Here is a 14,596-nt window from a genome sequence, read left to right as displayed (position 1 = left end):
GTGAGATGAGTCAAACAACGATTGAATTAAAATTATTACGACCTGAAATTTTTGCTGCAATTCCAGAGTATGGTACAAAAGGTTCAGCCGCGATTGATCTGCACGCAGCGATTGAGCAAGATATTCAGTTAAGTTCAGGGCAATGTGAGTTGATACCAACAGGCATTGCGATTCACATTGCCAATGTGGGATTTGCAGGCATGATTTTGCCGCGATCTGGCTTGGGGCATAAAAAAGGACTTATCTTAGGTAATAGCGTTGGCTTGATTGATTCGGATTATCAAGGGGAGTTGATGGTTTCTTGTTGGAACCGATCAAATGATGTGATTACAATTGAGCCGTTAATGCGTTTTGCACAATTAGTGATTGTTCCTGTGATTCAAGCAAACTTTGTTGCGGTTGAAGAATTTGGTGGTCAAACCACACGCGGTGTGGGAGGTTTTGGTCATACTGGGGTATAAACAAACTTGTCGCAAGCTAGGTGCTTTGTTACACTAACTGCGTCAGTCAATAAAAGGATTATAACAAAGATGATCTGGACAGTACCAAATATATTAACCATGCTACGGATATTGCTTATTCCTTTTTTAGTTGTGGCATTTTATGTTCCTTTCCCGCATCATCATGGGGTTAGTGCGACTTTATTTTTATTAGCAGCACTAACTGATTGGTTAGATGGCTTTCTTGCACGTTACTTTCAGCAGACGACAAAGCTGGGTGCCTTCTTAGACCCAGTTGCAGATAAGTTGATGGTAGCTACAGCGCTTGGGCTTTTGATTGCACTTTATCCTTATCCGTGGGTGGCGTTACCTGCGATTATTATTATTTGCCGTGAGATTATTGTCTCAGCATTACGTGAATGGATGGCAGAAATTGGTCAGCGCTCAGTGGTTAAGGTGTCCTTTGTCGGTAAAGTAAAAACAGCGGCACAAATGGCGGCAATTTTTATTTTATTATTAAAGCCAAAAGACCTAGGAAATATCTGGGTTATTTTAGGATTTGTATTGTTATATATTGCCGTTATCTTAACGGTTTATTCAATGTGGTTATATCTATCAGCAGCTTACAAGGCGATTAAAGCCAGTGGTGCAATTAGAGATTAGCAGATCGCTAGACCAATTAAATCTCGAAAAGTTTCAATAGATCAACACTAGGTGTTGAATATTTTTTTAAAATAGTGCATGATTCACACGCTTATTTTATTGGGTACTTATAAAAGTGCTGAAGTTGAAGATATAGAGAGATTTAAACAAGCAATGGCAAAAGAAGATTGTATTGAATTAGACGGTACGGTAGTTGAGACATTACCAAATACCATGTTTCGCGTTGAACTTGAGAATGGGCATATTGTTACGGCTCATATTTCAGGAAAAATGCGTAAAAACTATATTCGTATTTTGACAGGGGATAAAGTTACTGTTGAGATGACACCTTATGACTTAACCAAAGGTCGTATTAAATTCCGTAATAAATAACAAATAAAAAATCACACTTCTCGATATTTTAAAGTTTGATAAAGACTGTCATTTTTTGTACACTCCCCCCCGTTAGAGGTTTTTTTGGGAATTTAGCAAGCTCTTGCTTGTATACAAGCGTATGCCTAAGTAATATTGCTCTTTAAACAAAACATCACTATTGGTGTTTGTAATGTTAAGAGAGTGTATAAATTGAGTTTGACTTTACTAATTGTACTTATTTGTTTGGTAGCACTTTTGGCCGGTTTTGTATCAGGTGTATTTGGTGGCGGTGCTGGTCTTATTAATGTCCCTGGCTTTTATTTATTGATGCAATATGCCTATCCGTCAAGTGATCACTTAATGCAAGTTGCGATTGCCTCGGGCGTTACTTCGAGTGTTCTATTGGGTTTCTTTGCAAGCTTTAAACAGCATAGATATAAACAAATCTGTTATCACACCTTGCGTTGGGCAATGGTTAGTGTGCTTTTAGGTGGGGTCTTAGGTGTGTTTCTAATGACAGCGATTAGTAGTAATGACTTAAAGGTTATCTTTGCACTGATTGTTATTGTTATGGCAGTTTGGATGTGGCGCAAGCTCAAAGTCGTGCTGAAAGTATGGAAGGCACCACTGCCACTAAAAGCAATTAGCGCATTTCTATCTGGAATGTGTACGATGCTTTCAGGTGTATCGGTTTTCTTTGTTCCGTTTTTAACGAAATGCGGTTTAGATATTCGTAAAGCAATTGGTACATCAACCGTAATTACGATGGTTTTATGTTTAGTGATGTCTGGCTTTTTTGTGCTCTTTGGTTGGCATGCTAATAATTTACCACCGTATAGTGTTGGCTATTTGAATTTGGTATTTTTTTCAGTGGCGCTTATTCCTAGCGTGATTGGCGTTAATGTTGGTGTTAAAGTAACCGCACTCATTTCACATAAATATTTACAAATTATCTATATTGCAATGATGTTGTTTGTTGCCGTCACGATGCTTATTTAAAACGAAGGAGAATAATGTGAAAAAAGAATATCAAACGATTAATCCAAGTAATGGTCAGCGCTTAAATACCTATCAAGTGTTTACTTTACCTGAAATAGATCAAACAATTGAAAAAGTGAAAAATGCACAATCATTATGGCGAAGTCACGCGATTGATCAGCGTATTGAAAGTGTCGAAAGAATCAAATCACTGCTATTGCAAAATATTGATCAATATGCGCGTTTAATCACGAATGAAATGGGCAAAACACTGAAGGAAAGTATTGCTGAAATTAAAAAGTGTGCTTTTTTGTGTGACTATTATGCAGAACATGCGGTGGCAATGTTAAGCTCACAAAAAATCGACTATCCAGGCCTAAATGCTGAGCGTGTATTTGCGCCGCTTGGTGTTATCTATATGATTATGCCGTGGAACTTTCCTTTCTGGCAGGTGTTTCGTGCCGCGATTCCTAATATCTTAATTGGCAATGGTATCGTATTAAAGCATGCGGAGAATGTCATTGGCTCAGCTTGTGCAATTGAATCACTATTTACGCAAGCAATAGGACAACTAATATTAAGCAATGTGGTGATTGATCTTGCACATTCTGAGCATATTATTAAACATCGTGATATTGCCGCAGTAACACTCACCGGTAGCAATCGCGCCGGCAGCATCGTTGCCAAGCAAGCCGGAGAGGTTTGCAAAAAAACTGTGCTGGAGCTAGGTGGGTCAGATGCCTATATTATTCGTAGAGATGTCGATGTTGAGGCAGTTGCTAAAGAAATAGTTCATGTCAGAATGCTCAATAGTGGTCAGGTATGCATTTCACCAAAGCGATTGATTGTTGATAAATCTATTAAAGTGGCATTTGAAAAAGCAGTACTTAATGCCATTAGCAAAATTAATATTGGCGACCCGTTAGCAGAGAATACAACTATGGGGCCTATGGCAAGATTGGATTTGCGTGATAATTTGCATCGCCAGATTGAAGTGAGCATTGAGCAAAGTGCAAAGTTATTGACAGGCGGAAAGTTTCTTGAAATAGATAATGCACAAGGCTTTTATTATGCGCCAACTGTCCTAACGGATGTCACGCCTTCGATGTTGGCATTTCAGGAGGAAATGTTTGGTCCTGTTATCGCTATTAGCTATTCGGGGAGTGATGAGGAGGCCATTGAACTTGCAAATAATTCTCAATATGGCTTGGGTAGTGCGATTTTTACCAAAGATATTGAGTATGCCAAAGAAGTAGCAGAAAAGCGCATTGAAGCGGGCATGTGTTTTATTAATCAATGTGTTGCCTCGCATCCAGCACTACCTTTTGGTGGTGTCAAGCAATCAGGCTATGGCAGGGAGTGTTCATTAGAGGCGCTGCGTGAGCTTGCTAATATTAAAACGGTATTAATTGGATGATAAGCTCAATAACAATTAGAAAATTTTGCTGCTTTTTTTAGAAAAGTCGCTAGAATGTCACAAACTCATCAAATCATGTACTCGGATGCAAAGTAATAAAAATATTGTCATCATTGGTGTTGTCGGCGGTTCCGGTTCTGGGAAAAGTTTATTATCTAATACGATTGTTGAGGAACTTGAGGATTTAGAATCCGCAAGAGTGATGGTGTTATCTGAGGATCATTACTATCGTGATAATAGTCACTTATCAAAAACACAGTTAGAAAAGTTAAATTATGACCACCCAGATGCCTTTGAACACAGTTTATTAAAAGAGCATTTAGAATCACTCATTGCGGGTCAAAATATTGAAGTTCCATTATATGATTATGCAACACATCGTCGTGTGAAAGGTCAAACATTATCAATTAGCGCGCAGACGAGCATTTTGATTTTAGAAGGGATTATGCTATTTACTGATGAGAATATACGTAAGCTTATGGATATAAAGATCTTTATGGATACCCCGATGGACGTGTCATTTATCCGTCGTTTGGTGCGTGACCAGAAAGAACGTGGCAGAACAGTTGATAGTGTGGTGACACAATATTTAGAAACGGTGCGCCCAATGTTTTTACAGTTTATTGAGCCATCTAAGCGCTACGCTGATATTATCGTGCCGCATGGAGGAAAAAATAAAATTGCGATTGACGTGATTCGTTCAAAAGTTCGTGAATTATTAAGACATAATCACGCATGACAAAGTGTTAATACGCTTATTTTATCAATATGATTTCCTGAAAAGCTTTGAATGCATGCGATAAGTGCCTTGAGTGTTGCGCCTGTCGTATAGACATCATCAATAATTAAAAGGTGTTTTGCAGTAATCGCAAGCTTTTGCTTAAAAACATGATGCATTTGACGTTGACGTTGTTCATAGCTTGATTTAGCTTGTGGTTTAGTATACTTGTGGCGCTTTACTGAGCTTAGATCAACAATGCGAGAAGCTGAGGCTAAATGTTTAGCCAAAATTTCTGCTTGATTAAAGCCGCGCACCAAAAACCGCAAGCGATGACTTGGCACGGGCAAGATATAATCAACATCAGCAAGTGAATGTAAACGTTTAAAGCTTGCTGAGAGATATAGTCCCAAAGCATTACCCGCAATATGACTATTTTGATATTTAAATAAAAACAGCAGTTTACGTGTTAATCCTTCAAAGTGATTTAACGCATAGAAAATTACAGGCTGACCATTAATTATTAGTTGTTGGCGTTTATGGCTATGAGATTCTTTGGTGAGTGCTTTTTGGCAGTCATTACAAAGACCCTTGTTTGTTATTTGTTGACAAATAATACACTGGCTAAAAAAGACGATAGTTTTAAGTTTATGTGCATAATTGCGCAAATGCATTGATTTCTCCAGTCAGCTTGATGTGTTTTATAAAATACACTTACCAGTTAAGCATGTTTTTGGGAATATGCATTCTTGCTGTCCATGTATCAAAAATAATACGGTCAAATACTTTGATGAAACGTACATTGTGCAAACATAAGTGTAAAATTCAATCAAAGCTGTGGTGAGTGATTAATGTCCACCTGTCGATAAGCAATAATACAAATAAGTCAAGGAGCATAAAGAATGAGTATATCAAGCACGACAAATACTTCAAAGTGGGCAAGGTTTGCAGAAGGCTATAAAAAATTCTGTGATCACCAATCCAAGATGGCACGTAAGCGTATGGGCGTGTAGCTTTAGTTGAACTAGGAAAAATATTTAACTTTAGGTAAGTGCCAGTTTTTATATATGGCGCATAACCTAAGGGTGAAGCCTATTGCGATAATAATCAGTGCACTGATGAGATTGTCGATTTTGAAATATAGTGTTAATGCGTGGAGTATGCCGACTAATGCTGCGACAAGCGCATAGAGTTCAGCCTGAAAAACCAAAGGCACATCATTACACAATACATCACGCAACACCCCGCCAGATACACCTGTAATAATTGCCATTAATATGGCAATGATGAAACTGCCATAAACCATAAAATGGTCATTGTTTACCGCGTGTTGCGCGACACTATAGCCAATGTCACTGCCCAGATAAGCAAAAGTTACAAGCCCTAATGCGTCAACGAGTAAGAAAAACTTATGGCGTTTAACAATGTGGCGCGCGATAAAAATAGCTAAGATAGAGGCGATAAAAGTCACCAGAATATACTCAGGATACATCACCCAGGTTAATGGGTAATACCCTAAAAGAACATCACGTACGGTGCCACCACCTAGTGCGGTAATGGTTGCAATCGTGACAATTCCAAAAATATCCATGTTTTTTCTACCGGCAGAAATCGTGCCGGACATGCTTTCAGCAGTGATTCCAATCACATAAAGGATTTGAAAGACGATGGCTTTATCAATAAGAAAGTACATTGTTTACTAAAGAGTTGTTTATGACTAAATTGGCTTGTAATAATAAACCGAGATAGTGTAAATAGGCAAAGCTTTTTAGGCAGTTGAGCTAACTAATTGAACACTGCAAATAATCATGAACATTATGATTTTGGCACAAAGCATTAAATTGATTATGCGTATCAACAAGTCTGTAAAATACCGTGCAACTGGTATATAATCACCAATACTTTCAGTATTCTATACAATTTATATGAGAAACATTCTAGTCACCAATGCATTGCCATATGCTAATGGTCATTTGCATTTAGGTCATATGCTTGGTTATATTCAATCAGATATCTGGGTGAGGTTCCAAAAAATGCGTGGCAACCAATGTCACTTTGTCTGCGGTAGTGATACACATGGCACGCCAATTATGCTTAAAGCAAAAAAAGAAGGGGTTAAACCTGAAAAGCTAGTTGAGCAAATGTCGCAAGCGCATCGCGATGACTTTATTGACTTTGAGGTTGAGTTTGATAATTATCACTCAACACACCATCCGCTGAATCAAGAGATTGTTGAAGATATTTATTTAAAGCTTAAAGCAAATGATTTGATTAGCACGCGTGAAATTGCGCAAGCTTATGACCCAAAGGCTGAGATGTTTTTGCCGGATCGTTTTGTTAAAGGGACTTGTCCTAAATGTAAGGCAGAAGATCAATATGGGGATAGTTGTGAAGTTTGTGGGGCAACTTATTCGCCAACGGACTTGATTAATCCAAAGTCTGTGGTTAGTGGTGAAACACCGATTCAAAAAAACAGTGAGCATTTCTTTTTTAAGATCAGTGAATTAAGTGAAGATATTCAAAAGTGGATGAAGCACAACAAGGCATTGCAACCCGAAGTGCAGAATAAACTCAAGGAATGGTTTGACTCAGGCTTGCAAGATTGGGATATCTCACGTGACGCACCCTATTTTGGTTTTCCAATTCCGGGTACGGATAATAAGAAGTTTTTCTATGTCTGGCTTGATGCACCGATGGGTTATATTGCAAGCTTTAAAGACTTATGCAATCGCGCAGGCATTGACTTTGATGCTTACTGGCGTCAAGAAAGCAAGGCGGAGCTTTATCACTTTATTGGTAAGGATATTATTTATTTTCATGCGCTTTTTTGGCCGGCAATTCTAAATGCCGTAGATTATCGAACACCTACAGGTGTTTTTGCCAATGGCTTTTTAACAGTTAATGGCAAGAAAATGTCAAAATCGCGTGGTACGTTTATTGCCGCAAGAACCTATTTGAATCACTTAAAAGCCGATTATTTACGCTATTATTTTGCCAGTAAATTAACGCCTAGAATTGATGATATCGATTTGAATCTTGAAGACTTTGTGCAAAAGGTGAACTCAGATGTGGTCGGTAAAGTTGTGAATATTGCCAGTCGTTGCGCGGGCTTTATCAATAAGCGTTTTGATGGCATGTTATCTGAGCATATTCATGATCAGGAGCTGATTGAGCGCTTTCATGCAGCACATGAGGAAATTACAACGCTTTTTGAGAAGCGTGACTTTGCCCAAGCGTTACGTGTCATTATGAATCTTGCTGATCAGGCGAATCAATATGTTGACAGCTATAAGCCTTGGCAGCTGATTAAAGAAGAAGGTCAAGCGCAAACGGTGCATGAGGTTTGCAGCCTAGCGATCAACCTCTTTAAAATCATTATCGGTTATTTAAAACCAGTAATGCCTGATTTGGTACTAAAAGCCGAGCATTTTTTAAATATTAATCAATTGCAATGGGCTGAGATTCCAAACGTATTGTTGGGACATAAGATCAATGTGTTCAAACCATTGATCGCACGTGTTGAGTCAGAAAAAATTGAATTAATTATTGAGGAAACAAAAAAGATGCAATTAGAAGCAGAGCAACTAACAGAGGCCGTCCCTGAGGCTGCAGTGGAAAATAGTTTAAACATTGCTGATGAAATCAAAATCGATGATTTCTTCAAAGTGGATTTACGTGTGGCGCAAATTGTTGAAGCTGATCATGTCGAGGGTTCTAATAAACTATTGCGTTTAAAGCTTGATCTGGGAGAAGAGCAAAGACAAGTGTTTTCAGGGATAAAAGCAGCTTATAATCCAGAGAGTCTTGTAGGAAAATATACGGTAATGGTCGCAAATTTGGCGCCACGCAAGATGCGTTTTGGACTGTCAGAAGGAATGGTGTTATGTGCAGGTGATGGTGATTCACTATATCTACTAGAACCCGATCAAGGGGCAATTCCCGGAATGCGTATTAGCTAAGTTTCTAAATAGGTTGATTGAATGCTGGTTGGTAAGGTGTCAGTTCCAAGCTTTCCAGTTTTTTAGTCGCTTTTTGACTATCATATGATGCCTGTATTTTTAACATTAGTGCTGAGCTGATATTAAAAACTTTTTCAATACGTGCAGCTAGATCCGGTGTAAGGCTTGCTTTGCCATTAACCACTCGAGATAACGCAACACGAGTAATTCCTAGCATGTCTGCTACTTTTGAGATGTTGAGGTCTTTGTCCTCCTCAATCACAAGACTTTTAAATACAATGCCAGGGTGTTGTGTATGTTTGCTCATTTTCATGCTCCAGGTTTTAGTGATAGTCTCTATAGTCAACGATATAAATATCACCATCTACTAACTCAAATGTTAAGCGCCAATTGCCATTAACATCTAATGCCCATGGTCTTGTCTTGCCATGGAGTTGGTGAGGTCTTAATCGATAAAACAAAGTTATAATTTCTTGCTCATTACTGATATGATCCAAAGCAGTCAAAAGGCTCAGCAGTTTATCGGCATGTTTGGGTTGAATGCCTTTTGTGCTACCTTTTTCCCAAAGTTGTTTTAAGCCTTTGTGCTTGAATGACTTTATCATAAGTGGCAAGTTTTATTTTGTATATTGGAAGTATACGAAATAAATAAGGAATGTAAATGGTCACTATACAATTTGTTAAATTTTCTGCTTTAAAATTAGCGTGTTGTTCTTTTGAATCATCTCCAGTTGTTTTAATGCACTCATACCTAAAAGAATGAAATCATCATCAGCTTGAGGATTGATGCTAGCGCGAACATTGCTCAATGTGATATTGCCAATACGTAATTGATCAATCATTGTCTGATAAACAGTAATACTGCCATTAGCAGTACTGACGCTATAACCCAAGCCTTTCTTTAATCCCATTTGTTTGGCAATATGCTCAGGAATAGAGACGGAGCTCGCGCCCGTGTCGACCAAAAATTTGACGCTAACGCCATTAATAAAGCCAAAGCTGACATAGTGATGATTGTAGGCATTTAAAACAACTGTTTTTTCAAACGTGTTTTGTTGCGATGTTGGTGTTAGATTTACGTTTTCTTGATGTTGTAAATAAGAATGCGCAAGATAGGTGATAAGAATAAAGATGACAATCCAAAAAGCATAGATAAAGCGCTTTTGCATTACTTAACCTAGTGTTTCTTTTAATAATTGAAAAATCTGGCGATAAGATTTGCCAGGGTTTTGCCGTAATACTTCTTTGTGATGATTGCGAATCAGTTGGCGTAATTGCTGTGTATCAGTATGCGGGTGATCATCCATTAACTTATCAAGTGTCGCTTTCATCGTATGCTCATTAATAAGCGCATCACGCAATTGCTCTAAACGATGCATTTTAGCAATTTCAACCTGATTTTTTTGTGTATAACCATCGTAAGTGGCATAAGCTTCGCTAAGATCAGCATTGCGCATCAGTTTACCAATGTATTGCAGCTGACGTTTTAAGGCGATGCGTTGCATCGATTTTGCCTTGATGATTTCATCAATAATTTTGTCATCTAAGGGCATTTTTTTTATGCGTTCTTCACTTAATTCAGTCAATTTCTTACCGAAGTCGGTGATATCGTGGGCTTCTTTTTTAACTTTTGTGCGACTTTTTTCTTCGATAGAATAATCACTGCTATGATCTTGGTAATATTCTTCAGTCATTGCCGTTTTTCAATAGGATTTTGTAATAATGATGTGTAGAATGATACACCAAATTCCTAAGTTATATAACCTTATCTTGGAGGATACATCGATGTTTGATCGCCACGTTACCGTTGCTCAATTTGATCCGGAATTATTTCAAGCCATTGAAAATGAAAATAAGCGTCAGCAAGAACATATTGAGTTGATTGCTTCAGAGAATTACGCCAGTCCCGCTGTGATGGAAGCGCAAGGCTCGCAACTTACCAATAAATATGCCGAGGGCTACGCAGGTAAGCGGTATTATGGTGGTTGCGAATATGTTGATATCGCTGAGGAATTAGCGGTAAATCGTTTGAAAGAACTGTTTGATGCAGATTATGCCAATGTGCAGCCGCACTCGGGCTCACAAGCAAACGCAGCTGTTTTTTTTGCACTTCTGCAACCAGGAGATACGGTGCTTGGCATGTCTTTAGCGCATGGTGGGCATTTGACGCATGGCGCTAAGGTGAGCTTCTCAGGTAAACTATTTAATGCGATTCAATATGGTTTAGATCCACTAACCGGTGATATTGATTATGCTGAGGTTGAGCGTTTAGCTAAAGAGCATAAGCCAAAGATGATCATTGCTGGATTCTCAGCATTTTCAGGGATTGTTGATTGGGCGCGCTTTAGAAAAATCGCCGATGAAGTAGGTGCTTATTTGATGGTTGATATGGCGCATGTTGCAGGATTAATTGCTGCAGGCGTTTATCCAAACCCAGTGCCCTTCGCTGATGTAGTAACTAGTACGACACACAAGACATTGCGTGGTCCACGTGGGGGTATTATTCTGGCTAGATCAAATCCAGAGCTTGAGAAAAAGTTCCAATCAATTGTTTTTCCTGGTACACAAGGTGGTCCATTAATGCATGTCATTGCTGCCAAAGCGGTTGCCTTTAAAGAAGCATTGCAGCCTGAGTTTAAGACTTATCAGCAACAAGTGGTGAAAAATGCCAAAAAGATGGCAGAAGTATTAATGTCGCGAGGTGTTGATGTTGTATCAAAGGGCACTGAGAACCATTTGATTTTAATTGATTTAATCAGCAAAGATATCACAGGCAAAGATGTTGAAGCCGCTTTAGGGCGCGCAAATATTACTGTCAATAAAAACTCGGTACCAAACGACCCACGCTCTCCTTTTGTCACCAGTGGTTTACGTATCGGCACACCTGCGATTACCACGCGTGGATTTAAAGAAGATGAATGTGCACAAATTGCGCATTGGATGTGTGATATTATCGATGATCTTGGTAATGAAGCAAAAGAGCAGGAAATCAAACAAAAAGTTGTGGCACTCTGCGCTAAATTCCCTGTTTATTCAGAAGCTAAAACAACTGAGTTGGCTTAGTTATTTTTATCAGGATGATAATACTTTGGTGTGAATTTAATGCCATATTTTACATACATCCACATTTTAGAGACAAAAGCTTGTAATTTAGGTGGATGCATGTTCAACACATACATTTTCTTAATCATTGCTTCTGTTGGATTGACGTTAGGGTCTTTAAATAGATCATTTAAATATTCGCTGTTATCAACAACACCATTGGGTTGATAAATATAGTTGCTATTCATTGCCGCAACATAAGGATCCATATTGAAATTTAAAAAAGCATAGGCAGCATCAAGGTTTTTAGCACCTTTAGGAATCATTAACATATCGAACCAAATATTTGTCCCTTCCTTTGGCAAGACATATTTTAAAATTTGATCTGGATTAATTTGCTTGGCGCGTTCAACCGAACGCACAACATCACCTGAATAGCCCATGACAACACATAAATTGCCTGCGGTGAAGTCATTTTGATATTTGTTGCTATCAAAATACTTAACATATGGACGTACATTTTTAATCAGATACAGCGCTGCTTTCTCGTAGTCTGCCTTATCCGTGGTATTAGGGTTGATACCTGCATAATAAAAATAATTACCAAATATTTGTTCTGGTTCATCGAGCATTGAAACACCGCATTTAGATAGCGTCTTAAGATATTTTGGATCGAATAAATACTTCCATCCATTGGGCACAACAGGGTGTCCAAAGACTTTGGCAACTTCTTTGAAATTATAGGCAATGCCCGTTGTACCATAGCTGTAAACAATCGCATAATTGTTATCTGGATCATTAATCTCAGAAATCTTGTCGTAAATTGCTTTATTACGATGTACCCAGTTGGGTAATTTGCTTTTATCAAGCTTAATGAGCGCGTGTGATTTGATTTCACTTGGCAGATAAAGCGCGCCTTGCTCAATGACATCAAATCCAGAGGCGCCAGTCATTACTTTGGCGCGTGTCATATTATCATCAGTGGTATAGCTTAAACGTACACGGGTATTAGATAAACCACTAAAGCATGGGATAAGATCCGGTGACATATAATCTGCCCAATTCGTGAAATTAAGCGTTTGCTTGTTTTTAAATGGGGTAATTGGAGCGCTTAATAATTTTTCACTACATTGAAAATCAGCAGCAGACAGTAAGCCTAAACAGCCAATAGAAAGCGTAACAATATATGAAGTCTTTTTAAGTTTCATCGATAACATAACAAAGCCCGCAAAGTTATAAAATTAAAATATTGGCTATTGTAGCGTTAAGCCATACCCATCGTAAATCATTTTGCTGGTTTAATCTGCCTTGTGCATCATAATCACCTTTCCGCTCGCGAATGTAGCAAGCTGGATTTTTAAATGACAACATTCGCGCCAACGTGCTACTATGTGCGCAAGTATAGCTGAGAAAATTCTTTTAAAATAATGAGCATTACAACAATTAAATCTTTAATTACTGCGGTGCCTGATTTTCCAAAACCGGGTATTTTATTTTGTGATATCACGCCATTATTGGCAGATGCCGATGGCTTAACGCAAACGGCAATGATTATGGCGAAACGCATTAAAGAAAAGGGCTTAAAGCCGACAATTATCGCAGGACCTGAGAGTCGTGGTTTTATCTTTGGTGTGGCATTAGCTAAGCATTTATCCATTGGTTTTGTACCCATTCGTAAGCCTGGTAAGCTGCCGCGTGCGATACATACCTGCGAATATGAGTTGGAGTATGGTACCGATAGATTAGAAGTGCACCAAGATGCTTTTTCTAACAATGATCAAGTATTGTTAGTGGATGACTTGTTAGCAACAGGCGGCACGGCAAGCGCTTGTGTTGATTTGGTTAGAAAAGCAGGTGCTACTGTGTTAGGTTCTGTATTTGTGATTGAACTTAATGGGCTCAATGGACGTGAGAAAATGCCAACAGATATATTTATTGACTCATTAGTTCAATATGACTGAGATTAAACTTCATTTTAATATTTCACATTATCAAAGCGCTTTACTGGCGTGGTTTAGCCAGAATGGGCGTCATGACTTACCGTGGCAGGGCGAGTTTAACCCTTATCATGTGTGGTTGTCTGAGATTATGTTGCAACAAACACAAGTCAAAACCGTTGTTCCATACTTTCTCAAGTTTATTGATAAATTTCCGCATATCAGTGATCTAGCACAAGCAAATCAAGATGAGGTAATGCAGTACTGGGCAGGGCTTGGCTATTATGCGCGTGCTAGAAACCTGCACAAAACAGCACAAATTGTATATGAGAAATATAATGGTGTAATGCCTAATAATGTTGATGATTTATTAGCGCTACCTGGAATCGGTAGATCAACCGCGCATGCGATCTTATCGATTGCATTTAATCAAGCAACACCGATTATGGATGGTAATGTTAAGCGCGTATTTGCACGCATATTTGCGATTGATGAAGTGTTGTCAGATGCAGCGATTGAGAAAAAACTATGGCAGTTGGCGCATGAGCTTATGCCAAAAGACAAAACGCAAAATTATACACAAGCACAAATGGATTTGGGTGCAACAGTTTGTACACGCACTAAGCCAAAGTGTGGACTTTGTCCACTGCAAAATATTTGTTTGAGCTTTGCCAGTGAGCGCGTTGATCAATATCCGCGAAAGAAAATAAAGGTTGCAAAAGCTATTCAGTCAGCGGTATTTCATCTTTATCAATATCAAGATGAATTGTTATTGATCAAAAAACCAAACAAAGGCATTTGGGGTGGGTTGTATTCATTACCAGAAACTGCGTTAAGTATCGGTGAATATAGTCATATGCTATGTGAAGAACAAAAGCATATATTTACGCATATTGAGCTGTATTATGATATCAAAGTCTATCAATTAACACAGAAAGTAATAATTGATGATGCTTGTTGGGTTAACAAAGATAATATAAAGGAATATGCTCTACCAGCACCATTGGCAAAGCATTTGAGTTACTAGAGTGACGCGTTTTAGAAAAAACTATGATTCTAAAACACCCCGCGAGCCTACGGCTGCCACC

17 protein-coding genes are annotated in these 14,596 nt (G+C 38.5%); 10 read left to right on the top strand and 7 right to left on the bottom strand.

Features of this window, described 5'->3' with window-relative positions:
* The first annotated feature begins 5 nt into the window (after positions 1-5).
* From dut to udk, 6 genes are all read left to right on the top strand, one after another.
* The gene (dut, locus tag ACTS4L_RS07020) at positions 6-461 is read left to right on the top strand and encodes a dUTP diphosphatase (RefSeq protein ID WP_440651856.1); all 456 of its coding nucleotides are present in this window, start codon (positions 6-8) and stop codon (positions 459-461) included.
* A gap of 69 nt (positions 462-530) precedes the next feature.
* The gene (gene pgsA, locus ACTS4L_RS07015) at positions 531-1,103 is read left to right on the top strand and encodes a CDP-diacylglycerol--glycerol-3-phosphate 3-phosphatidyltransferase (protein ID WP_440615282.1); all 573 of its coding nucleotides are present in this window, start codon (positions 531-533) and stop codon (positions 1,101-1,103) included.
* Positions 1,104-1,256: 153 nt separating this feature from the next.
* The gene (gene infA / locus ACTS4L_RS07010) at positions 1,257-1,475 is read left to right on the top strand and encodes a translation initiation factor IF-1 (protein ID WP_440615329.1); all 219 of its coding nucleotides are present in this window, start codon (positions 1,257-1,259) and stop codon (positions 1,473-1,475) included.
* A 183-nt stretch (positions 1,476-1,658) separates the two neighbouring features.
* On the top strand, positions 1,659-2,456 hold the full coding sequence (locus ACTS4L_RS07005; protein WP_440651872.1) for a sulfite exporter TauE/SafE family protein: 798 nt from the start codon (positions 1,659-1,661) through the stop codon (positions 2,454-2,456).
* Between the two features lie 16 nt (positions 2,457-2,472).
* The gene (locus ACTS4L_RS07000; RefSeq protein WP_440651854.1) at positions 2,473-3,852 is read left to right on the top strand and encodes an aldehyde dehydrogenase family protein; all 1,380 of its coding nucleotides are present in this window, start codon (positions 2,473-2,475) and stop codon (positions 3,850-3,852) included.
* An 85-nt stretch (positions 3,853-3,937) separates the two neighbouring features.
* Positions 3,938-4,591, top strand: coding sequence for a uridine kinase (udk, locus tag ACTS4L_RS06995; RefSeq protein ID WP_440615279.1), 654 nt, complete (start codon positions 3,938-3,940; stop codon positions 4,589-4,591).
* On the opposite strand, the gene ACTS4L_RS06990 is transcribed toward udk, so the two are convergent.
* Both ACTS4L_RS06990 and ACTS4L_RS06985 read right to left on the bottom strand, forming a co-directional pair.
* Complete coding sequence (locus ACTS4L_RS06990; RefSeq protein ID WP_440615278.1) at positions 4,582-5,244, bottom strand: ComF family protein; 663 nt, start codon at positions 5,242-5,244, stop codon at positions 4,582-4,584. The genes udk and ACTS4L_RS06990 overlap by 10 nt on opposite strands.
* A gap of 350 nt (positions 5,245-5,594) precedes the next feature.
* A complete protein-coding gene (locus ACTS4L_RS06985; protein ID WP_440615277.1) occupies positions 5,595-6,263 on the bottom strand; it encodes a trimeric intracellular cation channel family protein in 669 nt (222 codons plus the stop codon).
* 232 nt (positions 6,264-6,495) lie between these two features.
* Between ACTS4L_RS06985 and metG the strand changes: the two genes are divergently transcribed.
* Positions 6,496-8,529 carry a methionine--tRNA ligase gene (gene metG, locus ACTS4L_RS06980; protein WP_440615276.1) on the top strand — a complete coding sequence of 678 codons (2,034 nt, stop codon included), beginning with the start codon at positions 6,496-6,498 and terminating at the stop codon, positions 8,527-8,529.
* A 4-nt stretch (positions 8,530-8,533) separates the two neighbouring features.
* Here the strand turns inward: metG and ACTS4L_RS06975 are convergent, their stop codons facing one another.
* From ACTS4L_RS06975 to yjgA, 4 genes are all read right to left on the bottom strand, one after another.
* On the bottom strand, positions 8,534-8,836 hold the full coding sequence (locus tag ACTS4L_RS06975) for a HigA family addiction module antitoxin (protein ID WP_440615275.1): 303 nt from the start codon (positions 8,834-8,836) through the stop codon (positions 8,534-8,536).
* 16 nt (positions 8,837-8,852) lie between these two features.
* The gene (locus ACTS4L_RS06970) at positions 8,853-9,134 is read right to left on the bottom strand and encodes a type II toxin-antitoxin system RelE/ParE family toxin (RefSeq protein ID WP_440615274.1); all 282 of its coding nucleotides are present in this window, start codon (positions 9,132-9,134) and stop codon (positions 8,853-8,855) included.
* Between the two features lie 75 nt (positions 9,135-9,209).
* On the bottom strand, positions 9,210-9,698 hold the full coding sequence (locus ACTS4L_RS06965) for a retropepsin-like aspartic protease family protein (RefSeq protein ID WP_440615273.1): 489 nt from the start codon (positions 9,696-9,698) through the stop codon (positions 9,210-9,212).
* 3 nt (positions 9,699-9,701) lie between these two features.
* Positions 9,702-10,223, bottom strand: a complete 522-nt coding sequence (gene yjgA, locus ACTS4L_RS06960; protein WP_440615272.1) for a ribosome biogenesis factor YjgA — start codon at positions 10,221-10,223, stop codon at positions 9,702-9,704.
* A 91-nt stretch (positions 10,224-10,314) separates the two neighbouring features.
* On the opposite strand from yjgA, the gene glyA reads away from it, so the two are divergent.
* Entirely contained in the window at positions 10,315-11,592 is a 1,278-nt protein-coding gene (gene glyA, locus ACTS4L_RS06955) for a serine hydroxymethyltransferase (protein ID WP_440615328.1), read from the top strand.
* Here glyA and ACTS4L_RS06950 read toward each other — a convergent pair.
* Positions 11,589-12,788, bottom strand: a complete 1,200-nt coding sequence (locus ACTS4L_RS06950) for a polyamine ABC transporter substrate-binding protein (protein ID WP_440615271.1) — start codon at positions 12,786-12,788, stop codon at positions 11,589-11,591. The genes glyA and ACTS4L_RS06950 overlap by 4 nt on opposite strands.
* Before the next feature lie 210 nt (positions 12,789-12,998).
* On the opposite strand from ACTS4L_RS06950, the gene ACTS4L_RS06945 reads away from it, so the two are divergent.
* Together ACTS4L_RS06945 and mutY are read left to right on the top strand one after the other, a co-directional pair.
* Positions 12,999-13,532, top strand: a complete 534-nt coding sequence (locus tag ACTS4L_RS06945; RefSeq protein ID WP_440615270.1) for an adenine phosphoribosyltransferase — start codon at positions 12,999-13,001, stop codon at positions 13,530-13,532.
* On the top strand, positions 13,525-14,535 hold the full coding sequence (gene mutY / locus ACTS4L_RS06940; RefSeq protein ID WP_440615269.1) for an A/G-specific adenine glycosylase: 1,011 nt from the start codon (positions 13,525-13,527) through the stop codon (positions 14,533-14,535). The genes ACTS4L_RS06945 and mutY overlap by 8 nt, the downstream gene beginning before the upstream one ends.
* The last annotated feature ends 61 nt before the right edge of the window (positions 14,536-14,596 follow it).

Source organism: Cysteiniphilum sp. 19S12-1, assembly GCF_052030685.1.
Classification (GTDB): domain Bacteria; phylum Pseudomonadota; class Gammaproteobacteria; order Francisellales; family Francisellaceae; genus Caedibacter.
Note: the sequence above shows the minus strand (reverse complement) of the source record. Positions and strands in the feature narration are given on the sequence as shown.

Excerpts from the sequence above, each read along its gene's own strand:
- ACTS4L_RS06990 (WP_440615278.1), bottom strand. The coding sequence starts at position 5,244 with ATGCATTTGCGCAATTATGCACATAAACTTAAAACTATCGTCTTTTTT.
- udk (WP_440615279.1), top strand. The coding sequence starts at position 3,938 with ATGCAAAGTAATAAAAATATTGTCATCATTGGTGTTGTCGGCGGTTCC.
- ACTS4L_RS06970 (WP_440615274.1), bottom strand. The coding sequence starts at position 9,134 with ATGATAAAGTCATTCAAGCACAAAGGCTTAAAACAACTTTGGGAAAAA.
- ACTS4L_RS06945 (WP_440615270.1), top strand. The coding sequence starts at position 12,999 with ATGAGCATTACAACAATTAAATCTTTAATTACTGCGGTGCCTGATTTT.
- infA (WP_440615329.1), top strand. The coding sequence starts at position 1,257 with ATGGCAAAAGAAGATTGTATTGAATTAGACGGTACGGTAGTTGAGACA.
- ACTS4L_RS06950 (WP_440615271.1), bottom strand. The coding sequence starts at position 12,788 with ATGTTATCGATGAAACTTAAAAAGACTTCATATATTGTTACGCTTTCT.
- ACTS4L_RS06965 (WP_440615273.1), bottom strand. The coding sequence starts at position 9,698 with ATGCAAAAGCGCTTTATCTATGCTTTTTGGATTGTCATCTTTATTCTT.
- ACTS4L_RS06975 (WP_440615275.1), bottom strand. The coding sequence starts at position 8,836 with ATGAGCAAACATACACAACACCCTGGCATTGTATTTAAAAGTCTTGTG.
- ACTS4L_RS06985 (WP_440615277.1), bottom strand. The coding sequence starts at position 6,263 with ATGTACTTTCTTATTGATAAAGCCATCGTCTTTCAAATCCTTTATGTG.
- mutY (WP_440615269.1), top strand. The coding sequence starts at position 13,525 with ATGACTGAGATTAAACTTCATTTTAATATTTCACATTATCAAAGCGCT.
- metG (WP_440615276.1), top strand. The coding sequence starts at position 6,496 with ATGAGAAACATTCTAGTCACCAATGCATTGCCATATGCTAATGGTCAT.
- glyA (WP_440615328.1), top strand. The coding sequence starts at position 10,315 with ATGTTTGATCGCCACGTTACCGTTGCTCAATTTGATCCGGAATTATTT.
- pgsA (WP_440615282.1), top strand. The coding sequence starts at position 531 with ATGATCTGGACAGTACCAAATATATTAACCATGCTACGGATATTGCTT.
- dut (WP_440651856.1), top strand. The coding sequence starts at position 6 with ATGAGTCAAACAACGATTGAATTAAAATTATTACGACCTGAAATTTTT.
- yjgA (WP_440615272.1), bottom strand. The coding sequence starts at position 10,223 with ATGACTGAAGAATATTACCAAGATCATAGCAGTGATTATTCTATCGAA.